Annotated in this window: 15 protein-coding genes; all 15 read right to left on the bottom strand. The window is 48.4% G+C overall.

The features are described 5' to 3' along the window. Positions 1 to 18 precede the first annotated feature (18 nt). Complete coding sequence (lepA, locus tag BN6465_RS02605) at positions 19 to 1,830, bottom strand: translation elongation factor 4 (RefSeq protein ID WP_066731433.1); 1,812 nt, start codon at positions 1,828 to 1,830, stop codon at positions 19 to 21. A gap of 25 nt (positions 1,831 to 1,855) precedes the next feature. Then, complete coding sequence (gene holA, locus BN6465_RS02600; protein ID WP_066732728.1) at positions 1,856 to 2,836, bottom strand: DNA polymerase III subunit delta; 981 nt, start codon at positions 2,834 to 2,836, stop codon at positions 1,856 to 1,858. A 4-nt stretch (positions 2,837 to 2,840) separates the two neighbouring features. Further along, positions 2,841 to 5,150, bottom strand: a complete 2,310-nt coding sequence (locus BN6465_RS02595; RefSeq protein WP_066731432.1) for a DNA internalization-related competence protein ComEC/Rec2 — start codon at positions 5,148 to 5,150, stop codon at positions 2,841 to 2,843. Beyond that, a complete protein-coding gene (locus BN6465_RS02590; protein WP_066731431.1) occupies positions 5,147 to 6,088 on the bottom strand; it encodes a GerMN domain-containing protein in 942 nt (313 codons plus the stop codon). The genes BN6465_RS02595 and BN6465_RS02590 overlap by 4 nt, the downstream gene beginning before the upstream one ends. Positions 6,089 to 6,100: 12 nt before the next feature. After that, positions 6,101 to 7,570 carry a sensor histidine kinase gene (locus BN6465_RS02585; protein ID WP_066731430.1) on the bottom strand — a complete coding sequence of 490 codons (1,470 nt, stop codon included), beginning with the start codon at positions 7,568 to 7,570 and terminating at the stop codon, positions 6,101 to 6,103. Beyond that, entirely contained in the window at positions 7,527 to 8,216 is a 690-nt protein-coding gene (locus tag BN6465_RS02580; RefSeq protein WP_066731428.1) for a response regulator transcription factor, read from the bottom strand. Before BN6465_RS02580 ends, BN6465_RS02585 begins: the two co-directional genes overlap by 44 nt. Positions 8,217 to 8,228: 12 nt before the next feature. Beyond that, on the bottom strand, positions 8,229 to 8,897 hold the full coding sequence (locus tag BN6465_RS02575) for a ComEA family DNA-binding protein (protein WP_066731426.1): 669 nt from the start codon (positions 8,895 to 8,897) through the stop codon (positions 8,229 to 8,231). A gap of 101 nt (positions 8,898 to 8,998) precedes the next feature. Continuing rightward, entirely contained in the window at positions 8,999 to 9,430 is a 432-nt protein-coding gene (locus BN6465_RS02570) for a DMT family transporter (RefSeq protein WP_066731424.1), read from the bottom strand. Positions 9,431 to 9,492: 62 nt separating this feature from the next. Next, on the bottom strand, positions 9,493 to 10,674 hold the full coding sequence (locus tag BN6465_RS02565; protein ID WP_066731422.1) for an aspartate aminotransferase family protein: 1,182 nt from the start codon (positions 10,672 to 10,674) through the stop codon (positions 9,493 to 9,495). A gap of 22 nt (positions 10,675 to 10,696) precedes the next feature. Then, positions 10,697 to 11,581, bottom strand: a complete 885-nt coding sequence (argB, locus tag BN6465_RS02560) for an acetylglutamate kinase (RefSeq protein ID WP_066731420.1) — start codon at positions 11,579 to 11,581, stop codon at positions 10,697 to 10,699. A gap of 37 nt (positions 11,582 to 11,618) precedes the next feature. Continuing rightward, the gene (gene argJ, locus BN6465_RS02555; protein ID WP_066731418.1) at positions 11,619 to 12,842 is read right to left on the bottom strand and encodes a bifunctional glutamate N-acetyltransferase/amino-acid acetyltransferase ArgJ; all 1,224 of its coding nucleotides are present in this window, start codon (positions 12,840 to 12,842) and stop codon (positions 11,619 to 11,621) included. Between the two features lie 83 nt (positions 12,843 to 12,925). Beyond that, positions 12,926 to 13,372, bottom strand: coding sequence for a GNAT family N-acetyltransferase (locus tag BN6465_RS02550; RefSeq protein ID WP_066731416.1), 447 nt, complete (start codon positions 13,370 to 13,372; stop codon positions 12,926 to 12,928). Between the two features lie 13 nt (positions 13,373 to 13,385). Next, positions 13,386 to 14,426 (bottom strand): N-acetyl-gamma-glutamyl-phosphate reductase, encoded by a 1,041-nt coding sequence (gene argC, locus BN6465_RS02545; RefSeq protein ID WP_066731411.1) that lies wholly within the window; start codon positions 14,424 to 14,426, stop codon positions 13,386 to 13,388. A gap of 314 nt (positions 14,427 to 14,740) precedes the next feature. Further along, positions 14,741 to 15,988, bottom strand: a complete 1,248-nt coding sequence (locus BN6465_RS02540) for a glutamate-5-semialdehyde dehydrogenase (protein ID WP_066731410.1) — start codon at positions 15,986 to 15,988, stop codon at positions 14,741 to 14,743. A gap of 2 nt (positions 15,989 to 15,990) precedes the next feature. Continuing rightward, positions 15,991 to 16,899, bottom strand: coding sequence for a glutamate 5-kinase (gene proB / locus BN6465_RS02535; RefSeq protein ID WP_066731409.1), 909 nt, complete (start codon positions 16,897 to 16,899; stop codon positions 15,991 to 15,993). Positions 16,900 to 16,997: the final 98 nt, after the last annotated feature.

The following is a 16,997-nucleotide window of genomic DNA, read 5'->3' as shown; positions in this document are numbered from 1 at the left end:
ACGTCAACTCCCTGTCCTTTATTTGTCATCCAGCTTCAGCACGCTCATAAACGCTTTCTGTGGAATCTCTACGCTGCCCACCTGACGCATACGCTTCTTGCCTTCCTTCTGTTTTTCCAGAAGCTTTTTCTTACGGGTGATATCTCCCCCGTAGCATTTGGCCAACACGTCTTTACGCATTGCCTTTACCGTCTCTCTGGCGATAATCTTGCTTCCGACCGCCGCCTGAATGGGAATCTCGAACAATTGCCGTGGAATCTCTTCCTTCAGCTTCTCGCACATTTTCCTTCCCCGCTCGTAAGCGCTTCCGGCAAATACGATGAAGGAAAGGGCGTCCACTTCTTCCTTATTAATCAGAATATCCAGCTTCACAAGCTCTGACCGCTCATATCCCAGCAGCTCATAATCAAAGGAGGCATAGCCGCGGGAACGGGATTTCAGCGCGTCAAAGAAATCGTAGATAATCTCATTGAGCGGCAGGTGATAGTGCAGTACCGCCCTTGTCTCTTCGATATATTCCATTCCTTGATACACGCCTCGCCGCTCCTGACAAAGGTCCATGATAGCTCCGATAAATTCAGAGGTCACCATAATCTCCGCCTTCACCACCGGCTCCTCCATATAGTCTATCTCTGCGGGATCCGGCAGATTAGAAGGGTTCGTCAGCTCGATCATCTCTCCGTTTGTCTTGTATACTTTATAGATAACTCCCGGCGCGGTGGTCACCAAGTCCAGATTATATTCTCTTTCCAGACGCTCTTGGATGATTTCCAGATGCAGAAGCCCAAGAAAACCGCATCGGAATCCGAAGCCTAAAGCCAGCGATGTCTCCGGCTCAAATTGAAGCGCCGCATCATTTAACTGCAGCTTTTCCAGCGCGTCCCTCAAATCCGGATACTTGGCGCTGTCCGCCGGATACATCCCACAATACACCATAGGATTCACCTTTTTGTAGCCGGGCAGCGGCTCCGCGCAAGGATTCTGGGCATCGGTCACGGTATCTCCCACACGGGTATCCTTGACGTTTTTCAAGCTGGCTGTAAAATACCCTACCATTCCGGCAGATAATTCTTCACAGGGAATAAACTGCCCTGCCCCAAAATATCCGACTTCCACTACATCGGCCTTCGCGCCCGTAGCCATCATCTTAATGGAAGTGCCCCTTGCAACGCGGCCCTCTTTGATGCGGCAGAAAACGATAACGCCCTTATAAGGATCATACAGTGAATCAAAAATCAACGCCTGAAGGGGCGCCTCCGGGTCGCCTGAGGGCGCCGGAATCTTTCTGACGATCTGCTCCAGCACTTCGTCCACGTTGAGCCCGGTCTTGGCTGAAATTCGAGGAGCATCCTCCGCTTCGATGCCGATCACATCCTCGATCTCTTCAATGACACGCTCCGGCATGGCGCTTGGCAAGTCCACCTTATTGATGACAGGCATCACGTCCAAATCATGATCCAAAGCCAGATATACATTGGCCAGTGTCTGCGCCTCCACGCCCTGCGCCGCGTCCACCACCAAAATAGCGCCGTCGCACGCGGCCAGACTCCTTGAGACTTCATAGTTAAAGTCCACGTGTCCGGGGGTATCTATCAAGTTAAAGATATACTCTTCCCCATCCTGCGCCTTGTAGACTGTCCGGACGGCCTGAGACTTAATAGTGATTCCTCTCTCGCGCTCCAAATCCATGTTGTCCAGTACCTGAGACTGCATCTCACGGCTGGTCAAAAGCCCGGTTTTCTCAATAATTCTGTCTGCCAGAGTAGACTTTCCATGGTCGATATGTGCAATAATACAAAAATTCCTGATTTTACTTTGTTCCATGTGCATATGCCAAATACGCTCCTTATCTATTTCATTTATGGCTGTACTTTACGAGGAAAAGTTCCACGGAAAGCACATCCCCCATACGCCCTGTCTTTACATTTTCTTCTGTCTGTACGCCCGCTTCCACAATCTGCCGCAGTTCACTGCGCCTGAAAGCCTTGGCCTGTGTCCGGTATTTACCCACCAAGAAGGGCATGAGTCCCGCCTTGGAGGCCATATCTTTCTGTCCGTAGCCGAGCCGCTCTAATTCCTTGACTTCAAGCAGGAGCTTGAACTGTCTCGTGAGCAGATATAAGATTCGCATGGGCGGTTCTTTCAGCGCCAGCAGATTATAGTAATAATCCAGCGCCTTCTTCTGCTGCTTATTAGCCACCGCGTCAACCATATCAAATATGTGGTTGGTAATCTGGGTCGAACAGATTTCATCTATATCGGCAACGGTTATCTCAGACCGTTCCATACAGAAGCAAAAAAGCTTTTCCAGCTCCCTTTGAATCTTCTCCATGTCATCCCCCACTTTGGCGATAAAGTAACGGACCGCCGATTCGCTTATCTGCTTGCCTTCCTTTTTCACAATGCCCAGAATCCACCGGATCAATGTAGACTCATCCTGCCGCTTCAGCTCCACAATATGTCCACAGGCCTTGACAGCCTTGTAGAGCTTCCCCCGCTTGTCGATTTCTTCTTCGACGAAAATCAAATGGGTGGTCTCCGGCATATCTTTAACATACTCCGCAAGTTCCGGCGCGGCGTTTTTGAAAAACCCAGTATTCTCCAGAACAATCAGACGCTTCTCCGCAAAAAAGGGCATGGTTTCAGAAAGGTCGATAATCTCCTTCTGATTGGTGTTCTTCCCTTCAAAGTAGGAATAGTTCATCGTATCGCCCTCAGGTACGATAGCCTTTACAAACCGTTCTTTATACTGTTTTTTCAGATAAGCCTCCTCACCATACAGGAGATATATCTGCTTAAAATTCCCTGTTTTTAAATCTTCATTTAAACTCTTCATGGTATCAGTATACAATAATTCTCCTTCTTTGCATAGGCAGTTTTACCCGGTAAGACTTCCCGTCGGTGGAAAGGGAAACTGCCCCCTGCTCTTTCGTATTATATAGTGTACACCCCCATTTTGCAAGCCTTTCTAGCACTTCCCTGTGGGGATGTCCATAAGAATTTCCCTGCCCCGCCGATATAAATACATCCCGAGGCGCTGTGAATTCAAGCATGGCTTGTGCGGTTCCATTCTTAGAGCCGTGGTGGCCGGCCTTCAGCACTTCATAGGAAGCCTGCAGAGCTCCCTCCCGCTGTCTTTCCATAGCCCAGCGGACAAAGGCCTCCTCCCCCTCTTTCTCTAAATCCCCGGTAAACAGCATATCAAATGCGCCGTATGTCAGACTCAATACCATGGAGGCTTGATTTCCGGCCTCCCCCGTATATTCCGTCTCTGGCCACAGACAGGTGAGCGTCAGTCCCTTCTCTTTCAGTGACTGTCCTTGCTCCATGACATAAATTTTTGTCCCTTTCCTCATTGCCGTCTCAGTGAGTTCCGTGAGTGCCGTATTCCAAACCTCCTCGTTGGGAAGCACTACATTTCTTATTTCAATTCCGACCTCCTGTCTCGTCAGAAGCTCTAAAATCCCATTCAAATGGTCCGCATCCCCATGGGATACAAAAACATAGTCCAAAACGCCCACTCCTTGTGATTTTAGGAAAGGCTCTATCCGGTACTGCCCGGCTTTATTGACCGTACTGCTACCGCCGTCTATCAAGTATGTCCCGCCCTCTGGCCCCCGTACAAAAAAGCAGTCTCCCTGTCCCACATCCAGCATCACCACCTCGGTCCGTCCCCGTTTCCCGTGAGGCAGAAACAGTATGCCGAAACCAATTAAAATGATACTGCAGACGGCCAGCCTGAGCATTGTCCCACCGTTTCTCTTTTTCCTTTTCCTCGCAGCAGCGACTGCCAGTCCTGTGAAAAGAGCGGTATAGTACAAAGCCACCTGCCACATGGACGGACAGCCTGCCACGAAGCGGCTCCCCGGAATCAGCAGCATAAGCTTACTCCCCCTCTCGTAAAACCATAATATCTTGTCTGCCACAAAGAAGAACAGCTTTGCCACACCACCCGCCAGAGGCAGGCAGCCGGATGCCGTTCCCAGTATCATACCCCCAATTCCGGCCGTCAGCACAACCGGGGCCAGCATAACCACGATGACATTCCAGATGAGAGAATACACCGCAAGCTCAAAATAGAACCGCAGCATCAACGGAATTAATACAAGATTGACCGCTGCCACTGTCAAAAATCCCGGCAAAAGATTCCCCTCCGCCCGGCCCTCAAAGCAACTTTTCAGAATGGGAAGAACACCATATATTCCGCCTACCGCCGCGAACGACAATAAGAACCCGGCGTCCCACAGCAGGAGCGGCTGCTTTATAAGCAGAAAAACTGCGGCCGCCGCCAGAGCGGTCAGCCCGTCATACACTCTGCCGCTCACTTCCGCCCCCATCCGTATCACAAACATGACATAAGCGCGGACGGCCGAAACACCGTTTCCTGTAAGCTCCACATAGAGCAGCAAAAACAAACTGGCCCCTGCCGCACAGATGCCAATCGGCAGACCTGTTTTCCGCAAAATCCGGTAAACCCCAAATCCAAAGAAAGAAACATGCAGGCCCGACACCGCATATAGATGGCCTATGCCGCTTTTGCTCATAGCCTCCGAAATATCCGAATCTAAAAGTCCCTTCTCCCCCAGCAGCATGGCGCTTAACATTCCGCCCCGCGCTTCTCCCAAATAGGATTCCATCACCAGAGCCGCCTTCTTTCTCACCATCCAAAGCCATTCTTTCAGACGATACAGCATACTATTATTTCTCTGTCTTTTTCCCGGCGAATCGGAATCCAGCCGTGCGTCTCCGATAAATGCGTGTATATTCTGTTTTTGATAATAAAATTTTTGATTGAAATTCCCCGGATTGCGGGGCTGATGATAAAAATTGATTTTCCCGGACACAAGGAGCCTTTCCCCCATGACCGGTATGTAAGGAAGTGATTCTTCCTCCAGATAAGCCAGTATTCTTTCGTCACATACCAGCGTCCCATTACATGTAATATCTTGTAGTTCCAGTGTGAGCCTTCCATCCTTTTCTGATTTTTTGCGGACAGTCCCGCTCACCCGGATTTCCTCTTTTTCCTTTAGGTTCTGTTGGGAGACGGCAGGCCGCAGTTCCGGAAAAAAGCGCGCCTCGTCCGCCGTCCTCAACAGTACGATTATCATAATCAGGCCCAGACAAATCTGGCATAAGTATCTTCTTCTCAATCTCCCTCTTTTTCCTCCACCAAATCCAAATCTCTGGTGAGAGGCTCGGAGAGCTTCACACTCTCCTGAAAATTGAAATTGCTGTCCCCGTCAATTGAAATCTGCACCCGTCCCGCAGAACCACCTTCCGTCACAGAATTGATAACCGAATAAACCATCATTTCCGGTTTTACCCCCGGAATAGTACGGTTCATTCCTTCATCAAAGTTCACATAGCAGACTCCGTCTTTTACAGAAACCCCCAGAAGCTTCGTCCCCTGCGGAATCGTGGGCTGATGTTCCTGTGAAGACGGTCCCTTCATCAACTGCTCTACGATAAGCTTCTCCTTTGAGAGATTGCTATTGTACCGCACGCTCACCGTCTCTTCCACCAGCTTATCTCCGGTCTCATTGGCAAAATAAAGCGTCAGGTCCGTGACTTCGTAGGAATTAATATTTGAGCCTGTATTCTGCACAAAATCCTCCGACTGCATATAGCCCAATTCCGCGCCGTCCTTATTGGTCAGTGGCACGCCGTCTACAAAAAAGGCTACCAGCGACACACTGGGAATCTGTGTGAGGGACCTTACCAGCGCTGCCCTTGTAAGCACCTCCTGCACCGTGTCCATCTTGCCGTACTCCGCATTGAAAAAAAGCTCCAGCTTTTCATCTTCCAGATGAAAGCGCTCCACCTTCACCTTTTTGGGGATTGCCGGCTGTTCTTCAATAGATTCGTCCGGTTTTTTCAGTGCTGACAGCATCTGATCCACGGCCTTTTCCGGCTCTTTCATGCTTCCGGTATAAACACTCTCAACGAGACCGCTTCCCTCTGCATTGATATGAAATATTGTATATTCTGCATTTTGGATATCAGCCTTTTTATCACGGCAGCCACATGCCAATACCGCTGTCACTGCCGCCAGTGCAAGGCTGATACCTGCCCGCGTCCGTTTTTTCATGTTGTCCTCCATCTATTGGGATATATAGGTGAGTGGAATTCTTACAGTAAATGTAGTTCCTTCTCCCGGCTCACTATATACCTTGATTGCCCCACGGTGCATGACCACCGCATTTCTGGCAATGGCAAGGCCGAGTCCTGTACCGCCGATCTCTCTGGAATGGGATTTGTCCACCCGGTAAAAGCGTTCAAATATATGTTCCGTCTCCTCTTTTGGGATTCCGATTCCTGAGTCTGCAACCTTCAAGTAGAAATACTTGTGATCTGCATTCAGGGCCACATGGACCCAGCCATCTTCTTTATTGTACTTTACAGCGTTCTCCACCAGATTCGTGACCGCCAGAGACAGTTTCACCTCATCCACCTCTGCACTTACCGTTCGAAAGCTCTCAAATACAAGCTCAATATTCCTTGTGGCAGCCAGCGGCCGAAGCCTTTTCAATATCCGCTCTACCAGTTCATTAATATTTTCACTTTTAATGTTTAAGTTTGCCCCCCGCTTGTCCAGCTTGACAAGTGAGAGCAGATCATTGATAATCTTGTTCTCCCGCTCGATTTCCTGCGACAAATCACCCATGAACTCCTGATAAAGCTCCACCGGAGCCTCAGGCTGTGCCAAAAGGGAATCGGCCAGCACTTTCATGGACGTAAGGGGCGTCTTTAATTCATGGGACACATTTGCCACAAACTCCTCTCGGGATGCGTCCAGCACTTTATAGCGGTCCCACAGCTTATTGAATGCATCCGAAATTTGTTTTGTTTCATTGTAAGCGTCTTCATGCAAATAATTTTCACCATATCCCTCCGTCATCTCATCGATAGAACGAGTCATCCTTTTCAGCGGACGTACAAGAAGCATGCCGATGAATACCGCAAGGATGATAAAGATGATGATGATGGTGGCCTGCGCTATATCGGCCTTTCCCCGAAGCACCATGACGCTGTCCCTTATAGTGTCCGTGGAGACGCTCACAAGCATCATTCCCGCCACCTGCATGCTTTCCGGATTCACGATTGGCGTAGCGACCTCTATATAGCGGCTTTTTGCATCATAATTAGTAATCTGTTTTCCTTTGAAACATTTCACAACCTCCTCAGAGACAATGGTCTTGCCTTCCTGAAGATTGTATGTATCTTTAATTATACGGAACTCGTCGTTGATTACCACCACTCTGCCGTTGTAGATGTTTGACAATTGTGTTAATTCGGCATTTACGACTTCAGACTGTGTGTCCGCAAGATAATTAGAGCTCACAAGCTGATTACATAGAATCGTACATTGATTCTGAATGTCTGCCGTGCGCGTCTGCACGGAGCGCTGTTCCGAATTCTTCAGCACCAGTCCCTTCAATAGTACGCTGGAAACTATCGCGAACAAGCTCAAAAGTACAACGATGCGCAGCTGCATACTTTTTAAAAACTTTGGCCGTAATTTTATTTTAACCCCTGAAATAATAACCAACTCCCCACTTTGTGTATACATACTTCGGGTCACTCGGATTTACCTCGATCTTCTCTCTGAGCCGGCGGATATGTACGTCCACCGTCCTTGCGTCGCCCGGATACTCATAGCCCCACACAATATTGAGTAGATTTTCCCTGCTGTAGACCTTGTTGGGATTGGTGGCAAGAAGTTCCAGCAAGTCGAACTCCTTAGCGGTAAGATTCAGCTCCCGGTCTCCGGAGAACACTCTGCGGCTCTCACAGTCGATTTTCAGTTCCCCTTTGGTAATCACCTTCGTTACCGGCGCGCTCACTTCTTTTTTGCTTGTCCGTCTCATGATCGCTTTTATCCGCGCTTTGACTTCCAGAATATTGAACGGCTTAGTTATGTAATCATCTGCTCCGTATTCCAGTCCAAGAATCTTGTCCATATCCTCGCCTTTCGCAGTCAGCATGACAATGGGGACATCTGAAAATTCCCTGATCTGGCGGCAGACATCAAACCCCTCAATCTTTGGGAGCATCACATCCAGAAGTATAATATCATACGCCTTCCGTTTTGCCATCTCAAGTGCTTCTTCTCCGTCGTAAGCGCAGTCCACTTCCATATCATCCTGCTCCAGACTGAAACGAATCCCTTTTACAATCAATTTTTCATCGTCCACTACCAATACTTTCCTGCTCATTCTTTCTCTCCCTTATATCATAATCTTATCTTTAATGCGGCTGTATATACCGCTCTTGATTCCCTCTACCTGCTGTATCTCTTCGATACTCTGGAATTTTCCGTGTTCCCTGCGGTATGCGAGGATACTCTCTGCCCTTGTCTCGCCTATCCCGGCAAGTGTCATCAGTTCTTCTTTGGAGGCTGTGTTAAGGTTCACCTTTCCCTCGGTCTCCGCCGAAGCTTCCCCCTCCGCCCCGCCACCGGCCGGCATATCTTCCATGCTCAAGGCCTCTTCCCGGTCGGGCACGTATACCTTCTGCCCATCGCTGAGCAGTTCCGCCTGATTCAGCCAGTCGGCCGCCGCTTCTTCCGTCATGCCGCCTGCCGCTTCTATGGCGTCAACTATTCTATCCCCTGACTCCAGCTCGTAGACCCCTGCGCGCGCTACTTGGCCACACACATAGACACAAATAATAGAAGGCTCCTGACCTTGCGTCTGAGCCTCTTCGCCGTTTCTCTCTGTTTCCGTCTTTTCATCCTCCGGGCCGCCGTCTGCTTTTTCCACATCCTGCCCGGCTTGACTGTTCTCAGACAGGGACACCTCACGGAGTCCTTCCTCCTGCCTTGTGCAGCCACATAGAATAAATATCAGTATCCAAAAAATCCATACAAACCACAATGTCCGTCTTATCTTACACATGTCTCCTCCGCTTCCGCGGATGTTACCCCTCGCGTATTACTAAGACAGTTTCATTGTATCGGATTTTTGAGTCTTTTACAACAGATTTTACAAAATTACCGCTATTTCCATTGGAAAATTGCCACGCCGATCAGCGCCAGCGCCATTCCGCCTACCTTGCGCCATTCAAGCGGCTGCTTATCCACACCGAACAGTCCCAGAAGCTCAATCACGTAAGCCACGATCAACTGCGCAATGACAATTAAAAGCGCCGCCTTCGCCGGTCCCAGCTGAGACATGCTCTTGATGACAGTCCATGTGATTCCCGCGCCTATCACGCCTCCAAGCAGCACATATTTAGGCTCCACTTTGCCGATTGCCGCAATGCTGTCCCTTCCCATAATGAACCACATCACGAGGCAGAGGGCAAATGCGCTCAGCTGCACCCAAGCATTGCTCACCCACATTCCCGTCGTCTTTGTGACCTGTGTATTAAAAACTCCCTGTACACTCATAAGCGCCCCCGAAATCAGGGCAATAAAAAACCCAGCCATGCCTTATATTCCTCCAAACTTTTATGTTAAGAGTATGCCCTGCAGCTGGGTTATTATACCTGTTATGCCAATGCTTTTTTTAATTTTTCCGCCATCTCATCCACATGCTCTTTTTCTATAATAAGAGGTGGAATAATGCGCAGCACATCGCTTCCGGCGCTGATTACCAAAAGACCTTCTTCCAGTGCCTTTGCCGATACTTCTGAGACGGGCTTTGTTATCTGAAGTCCTTGTATCAGCCCCTTGCCCTTTGCCTTCACGGCACAGCCGCCGGTCTGTACGATTTCCTCCAGCTTTTCCTTCACGTAGGGAGCGATTTCATTTACATGCTCCACAAGTTTTTCTTTTTTGAATATCTCAATGGTCTTTGCCACCGCAGCGCAGGCCAGCGGATTTCCGCCATAAGTAGTGCCGTGGTCTCCGGGCTTCAGCGAATGCTCTGCCACCTTCGCCGTCATGGCGAATGCCCCCACGGGGATTCCGTTCCCTATCGCTTTGGCCATCGTCAAAATATCCGGCTTCACGCCATACCCCTGCCATGCAAAATAGGAACCGCTTCTTCCCATCCCGCATTGAATCTCGTCAAAGATGAGCAGCATGTCATTTTCGTCGCAGAGCGTTCTCAGCCCTTCCAAAAATTCTGGTTCCGCCGGGTTGATGCCGCCCTCTCCCTGAATCGGCTCCACAATAATGGCGCAGGTCTTATCTGTCACAAGTGCTTTTACGCTGTCCAGATTATTGAATTCCGCGAAGGACACGCCTGCCATCATCGGTTCAAAGGGTTCCCGGTATTCTTTATGTCCCGTGACGGACACTGCTCCTATGGTTCTTCCGTGAAATGCATGTTCCATGGCAATAAATTCGTACCGTCCGGATTTTTTTGCGTAAGCGTATTTTCTGGCCGCTTTTAGGGCGCCTTCATTTGCCTCCGTGCCACTGTTGGTAAAGAAAACTTTATCCATGCCGCAAATGTCCTTGAGCGCCTCTGCCGCCTCGCCACAGGCAGTATTGTAATAGAGGTTCGACGTGTGCATGATCTTGTCGATCTGGCTCTTCAAGGCATTTTTATACTCCTCGTTGCTGTATCCCAGTGAGCATACTGCAATCCCAGCTGTAAAGTCCAGATATTTTTTTCCTTCCGTATCATACACATAGACCCCTTCGCCGTGCTCCACCACGACGGGAAAACGGTTGTAAGTCTTCAAGAGAGCGTCTTCTGTATCGTGTATGTATTTATTTTCCATATAAATCCCTTCTTTCCGTCTTCTACATGTCATCCTCATTATGGAGAATGGCCGTACCGATGCCTTTCTTTGTAAATATCTCAAGGAGTAAGCAGTGGGGAATTCTTCCGTCCAGAATATGAACTCTGGAAACTCCGTTTTCGATAGCTCCTATGCAGTTCTGTATCTTCGGAATCATGCCGCCGTTGATGCTTCCGTCCTCGATAAGGCTGCGGGCATCTGCAACTGTCAGCTCGGAGATGAGCGAGTCTTTGTCTTCGTAATTGCGGTAAACGCCTTCGATGTCCGAGAGAAATGCCAGTTTTTCTGCGTGCACTGCCTTTGCGATCGCGTATGCGGCATCGTCTGCATTTATGTTGTATGTATTGTAGTCGTCGTCCAAACCGATAGGGCAGACGATGGGGAGGAAATCTTTTTCCAGCAAGTCGAAGAGAATATCTGCGTTGACGGACTTAATATTTCCCACGTAGCCGATGTCTTCTCCGTCGGAATACTTTTTGTCGACGCGCAGCAGTGCGCCGTCCTTTCCGCTGATGCCGATGGCTCGCACGCCCAGTTCTTCTACCATGCGGACAAGGCCTTTATTTACCTTATTGAGAACCATCTCGGCCACTTCCATCGTGTCCTCGTCGGTCACCCGCAGCCCGTTGATGAATTTCGGCTCCATTCCTACCTTGCCTACCCAGCGGCTGATTTCTTTTCCGCCTCCGTGCACAATAATCGGCTTGAATCCGGTCAGCTTCAGCAGTGTCACATCTTTGATAACATTTTTCTGCAGCTCTTCGTCAATCATGGCGCTTCCGCCGTATTTTACAACAATAATTTTCCGGTTAAAGCGCTGGATATATGGGAGCGCCTCTATCAGCACTTCTGCTTTGTCCAGATATTTCTGCATATTCTGATTCATATTTTTCCCTTCCTTTATAACATGCGTGTTGCCGGCATTAACTTCTGTAATCTGCGTTGATGTCAATATAGCCGTGAGTCAAGTCGCAGCCCCATGCCGTCGCCTCTTCGGTTCCCATTTTCACGTCGGCCACCGCTTTTACTTCTGGCTGGGAGAGAATCTCTGTGGCCTTCTCCTCGCTGTAGTCCACCGCGGTACCGTTTTCTATAATCTGAATCTTCCCTGCCTTGCTCTCAAAATACAAATCTACCTTCTCCGGGTCGAACTGTGCTCCCGAATATCCCATCGCGCACAAAATCCGTCCCCAATTGGCATCGTGTCCTGCGATTGCAGTCTTCGTCAGATTGGAGCAGACGATAGATTTTGCCAGCACTTTTGCAGTTTTCTTCGTATCCGCGCCAACCACCTGCACTTCGAACAGGGCAGTGGCCCCCTCGCCGTCGCCTGCGATTTTCTTTGCCAGATACTCGTTGATTTCATGGAGCGCGGAAGCAAATACCGGATAGCTCTCCGAATCCACGGTAATCTCCTCATTTCCCGCCATGCCGTTCGCCAGAACGACCACGGTATCGTTGGTGGAGGTGTCCCCGTCGACGGAAATCATATTGTATGTGTCGTCCACGTCATCGCTGAGCGCCTTCTGCAGCGCCTCTTTTGTGATAACAGCATCCGTCGTCACAAAACTCAGCATCGTGCACATATTCGGGTGAATCATGCCAGAGCCCTTGGCCATGCCGCCAATCGTAACCGTCTTGCCACCCACTTCGATTTCCACCGCAAGCTGCTTTTCAAACGTATCGGTAGTCATAATCGCCCGGGCCGCCTCAGTACCATTTTCCGTCGTATCATTCTTCTTCCCTGCCAAAACCTTCACGCCAGCCGTAATCCGGTCAATCGGAAGCTGCTTTCCTATGACCCCGGTAGAGCCAATCAGAACTCCATCGGCAGAAATGTCCAGAGCCTCCGCAGCCGCTGCCGCAGTGTCCTTACAGTAACCAAAGCCCTCTGCGCCCGTACAGGCATTGGCAATCCCAGAATTCACAATCACCGCCTGCGCCTTCACACCGCTGTTCACCACCTGCTGGTCCCATTTCACACAGGCCGCTTTCACCACATTCGTCGTAAAAGTGCCCGCACATTCACATGGCACCTGACTGTAAATCATCGCCATATCCGTCCTGTCCTGATACTTAATCTTCGCAGCCGTCGCTGCCGCCTCAAATCCCTTCGGTGCCGTAACACCACCATTTATAATCTTCATAATATGCTCCTTTCTCCGTTGGGGACAGGTCCCAACGCGTTCGGACCCGTCCCCCTCTACAATTCTGAGAATTGCGTGACTATTTATTGTTCGTTAAATGCCGTTATGTTTTCTTTATTTAAAGTAAAATCGTAATAGTTCAAATCTAATCTCTGTGTCCAGCCTATGGTATTCCAGAATGCGTTTCCTACATCGTTCTTTGTAAACGCTATCAGGGATACTTTGTTGATTTTTTCTCTGCGCAGTGCTTCCATTGCAAAAACTACCATATTTTTACCTATCCCGCGTCTCCGGTAATCTTTGTCCACGCATACGTGATAGAAACATCCTCTTCGCCCGTCGTGCCCGCACAGGATGCTGCCTACTATCTTGCCGTCTTCCTCTGCCACAACGCTGCTGGTGGGATTCCGTTTTAGAAACCGGTCGACTCCTTCTCTGGAATCGTCGATGCTCCGCAGTCCGAAGCCTTTGATTTTCTTCCAGAGTGTGTATACTTCTTCGTAATCGTCAATCGTCATCTCTCGTATCATCTGTCTTCACCGCCTACGGGAACATGGGCACCAAATTGAGTCCTTCGTCCTCTGGTAACCCAAAAGCCAGATTCATATTCTGAACTGCCTGCCCTGCCGCACCTTTCACTAAATTATCAATGGCCCCCATCATGATGATGCGATTGGTCCTCGTGTCAATCTTAAAGCCAATATCTACATAATTGCTTCCCTCCACCCACTTGGTCTCGGGGCAGACATCTTTATCCAGAACACGGACAAACTTTTCATCTGCATAATATTTATCATAAACAGCCTTCACCTCTTCATAGGAAACTTCTCTCGTGAGTTTTGCATACTCTGTAGCCAAGATTCCTCGGTTCATCGGCACCAGATGAGGTGTAAAATTGAGCACCACCTCTTCCCCGGAAGCGTATCCAAGCTGCTCTTCAATTTCCGGTGTATGTCTGTGCGTCGCCACACCGTAAGCCTTGATATTCTCGTTCACCTCACAGTAAAGATTGGGCACCTTGGCCCCCCTGCCTGCACCGGAGGTTCCTGATTTTGCGTCAATAATCAAGGTACTCATATCAATCAGCCCTTCTTTTGCCAGAGGATATGCCGTCAGGATAGAACAGGTCGTATAACATCCCGGATTGGCGATAAGCCTTGCCTTCTTCACGTCTTCTCTATTAATCTCACAGAGTCCGTAAACCGCTTCCTCGATAAACTGAGGACTCTTGTGCGAAATGCCGTACCAGTTCTCATAAGTCGCCACATCCTTGATACGAAAATCTGCACTCAAATCTATAATCTTTACTTTAGAAAGTATTTCTTCATTCACAAGTGATGCGCATAGCCCCTGAGGCGTCGCGGTAAAAATCACATCTACCTGCCCGGCAAGCTCATCCATATTATCATCCATGCATACGGCGTCTACAATCTGAAACATATTCTGGTAAACGGATGCGTATTTCTGGTCTATGTAGCTTCTGGAGCCGAACCATTTGATTTCTACGTCCTTATGTCTTGTCAAAATTCTGACCAGCTCGCCTCCGGCATATCCGGTCGATCCGATAATTCCTGCTCTAATCATGCAATCCTTCCTTTCATACATGCCCTAAATATGGGCATAATCATAAATACTATAAACCTAATATCTTTTAAAGTAAAGAGTTTCTATTGTGGAAATCCTATTTTACACTCCTGTTTTTGTCCTTCATTGTTAAATGTTTGCATAAGTATACATCATTATTGTATATTATTCAAGTATTTTTGTATGTTTTCTGTTTTTTCTTGCATAAACTAGATTTTTCCGTATATCTAAACGTATAAAATTATGCGTCTCCGGAGAGCTTTCGTGATATAAAGACTGCAGTTTCTTATGCCAAAAGATAAGAGACTGAATCCTCAGTCTCTTATCTGCCCATTTCCAAATATTACATATTTTGTGGAGGTCAGTGCCTCCAGACCCATAGGCCCTCTGGCATGCAGCTTCTGAGTACTTATACCGATTTCCGCTCCAAATCCGAACTCAAAACCGTCTGTAAAACGTGTAGATGCATTGACATAGACTGCCGCCGCATCAATACGCTCTTGAAAATAAAGGGCGTTTTCATAATCTTTCGTGATAATGGATTCCGAATGACCCGTGTTATACTTATTGATATGTTCCACTGCTTCCTCAATAGAATCTACCACTTTCACAGAGATAACTGCGTCCAGATATTCTGTGCCCCAGTCCTCATCCGTAGCTTTCAAAATTCGTCTGTCCAGCGCCTGTGCACTCTCATCACCGCGTATCTCCACATTTTTTGCCAGCAGCCTTTCACAGATAGCCGGTATTGCTTTTTCCGCTGCCTTTTCGTGTATCACTAATGACTCGCAGGCATTGCATACGCCAAGCCTTTGAGTCTTCGCATTTTCAATAATGTCTACCGCCATTTTCATATCTGCAAATTCATCCACATAGATATGACAATTTCCCGTCCCCGTCTCAATGACCGGCACTGTACTGTTCTGCGTAACGGTGCGTATCAGTCCACCTCCGCCTCTCGGAATCAGCACATCTACGTACTCATTCATACGCATCAGTTCTCTGACAGCCTCCCTTCCCGTATCCTCCACAAAAAGCAGGGCATCCTGCGGCAGTCCCTCCACGGCAAGTGCGCTCCGTATGATATCTGAAATTGCCTTGTTCGAATTGTAGGAATCACTTCCTCCTCTTAGAATTACTACATTTCCAGTTTTAAAGCACAATCCGAATGCGTCTGCCGTCACATTTGGACGAGATTCATAGATGATTCCCACTACTCCCAACGGAACTCTTCTCTTCCCAATCCGAAGCCCGTTAGGCCTAACCTTTGCGGCAAGCGTCTCCCCGACAGGATCCTGAAGTAATGCAATCTGCCGCAGTCCCTCGGCCATGGCTTCAATCCTGCCCGTATCCAATGTCAGGCGGTCTATCAAGGGTTCGCTTATATTTCTTATATGTGCGTTGGTAATATCTTTTCTATTTTCTTCTATTATATATGCTGATTTCCTTACCAGTTCTTCCGCAGCACGAAAAAGTCCTCTGTTTTTTTCTTCCGCTCGCAAGAACGCCGTCCGCTTCTCTGCCCGCTTTGCCTTTTTCCCAATTTCCATAAGTGTCATCATAGCTACCGCCCCCCTGCTGCACTTTTCTGTATTTCCATTTTTCTCTGGTGACGTGCTATCCCACGGTATGTTTCCTTCTCAGGAGCCATCTCATTTTCATTTTCGACGCCGCCGGACACAAATAATGTTCCAATCCGTTTCCCTGCCATGATGTCATTGATAATATAAATATTATCCCCATTGGCTAACACCATATCAGTCCCCGCTGCCACTGCTGTTCTGGCCGCCTCAATCTTGGTCGTCATGCCGCCTGTTCCAAGTTCACTGCCGGCCCCCTTCCCCATCCGCTCCAGTCTCTCGTCAATCTGGTAAACTGTATGGACAAAGCGTGCCTTCGCATTCAGTTTTGGGTCATCGGTATAAAGTCCCTCTATGTCAGACATCATAATCAGTAAGTCCGCCCCCACAAGCGCCGCCACATCCGCCGACATGGTGTCGTTATCTCCAAAATTTCCATAGCTGTCCTCATCGACGGTAATTGCATCATTGGCATTGACTATCGGGACCACATTCATGGCCAGCAGTTCCTCAAACGTCTTTTTTGCATGTCTTCTGCACGTCTCATTATAGACCGACTCTCTGGTCAGTAGAACCTGTGCTGTCAATTGACTGTACTCTGCAAAAAACTTTTCGTATATCATCATAAGCCTGCCCTGTCCCACCGCTGCACAGGCCTGCTTAACAGAACCTTTCGGACGCCCTTCTATCCCTAATACATTCTTACCGATGCCTACTGCTCCGGAGGAAACTACAATGACTTCCTTCCCCTGATTTCTAAGATTAATCAAAATTCGAACGAACTTTTCCATCTTTTCCAAATTGATATAACCCGTTTTTTCATAGGTCACAGTGGATGTACCCACTTTTATTACAATTCTTTTTTTGCCTCTCAAGGCTTCTCTTGCTTCCATTTTTCATATACCTCCATAAATATTTTTCAACAAAAAAAGGTAAACGTATATAGCTATACTTTTACCTTTTACAAATTATCTATGAAGTACAACGATAC

This window comes from Bariatricus massiliensis, from assembly GCF_900086725.1.
Taxonomy (GTDB): domain Bacteria; phylum Bacillota; class Clostridia; order Lachnospirales; family Lachnospiraceae; genus Allocoprococcus; species Allocoprococcus massiliensis.
Note: the sequence above shows the minus strand (reverse complement) of the source record. Positions and strands in the feature narration are given on the sequence as shown.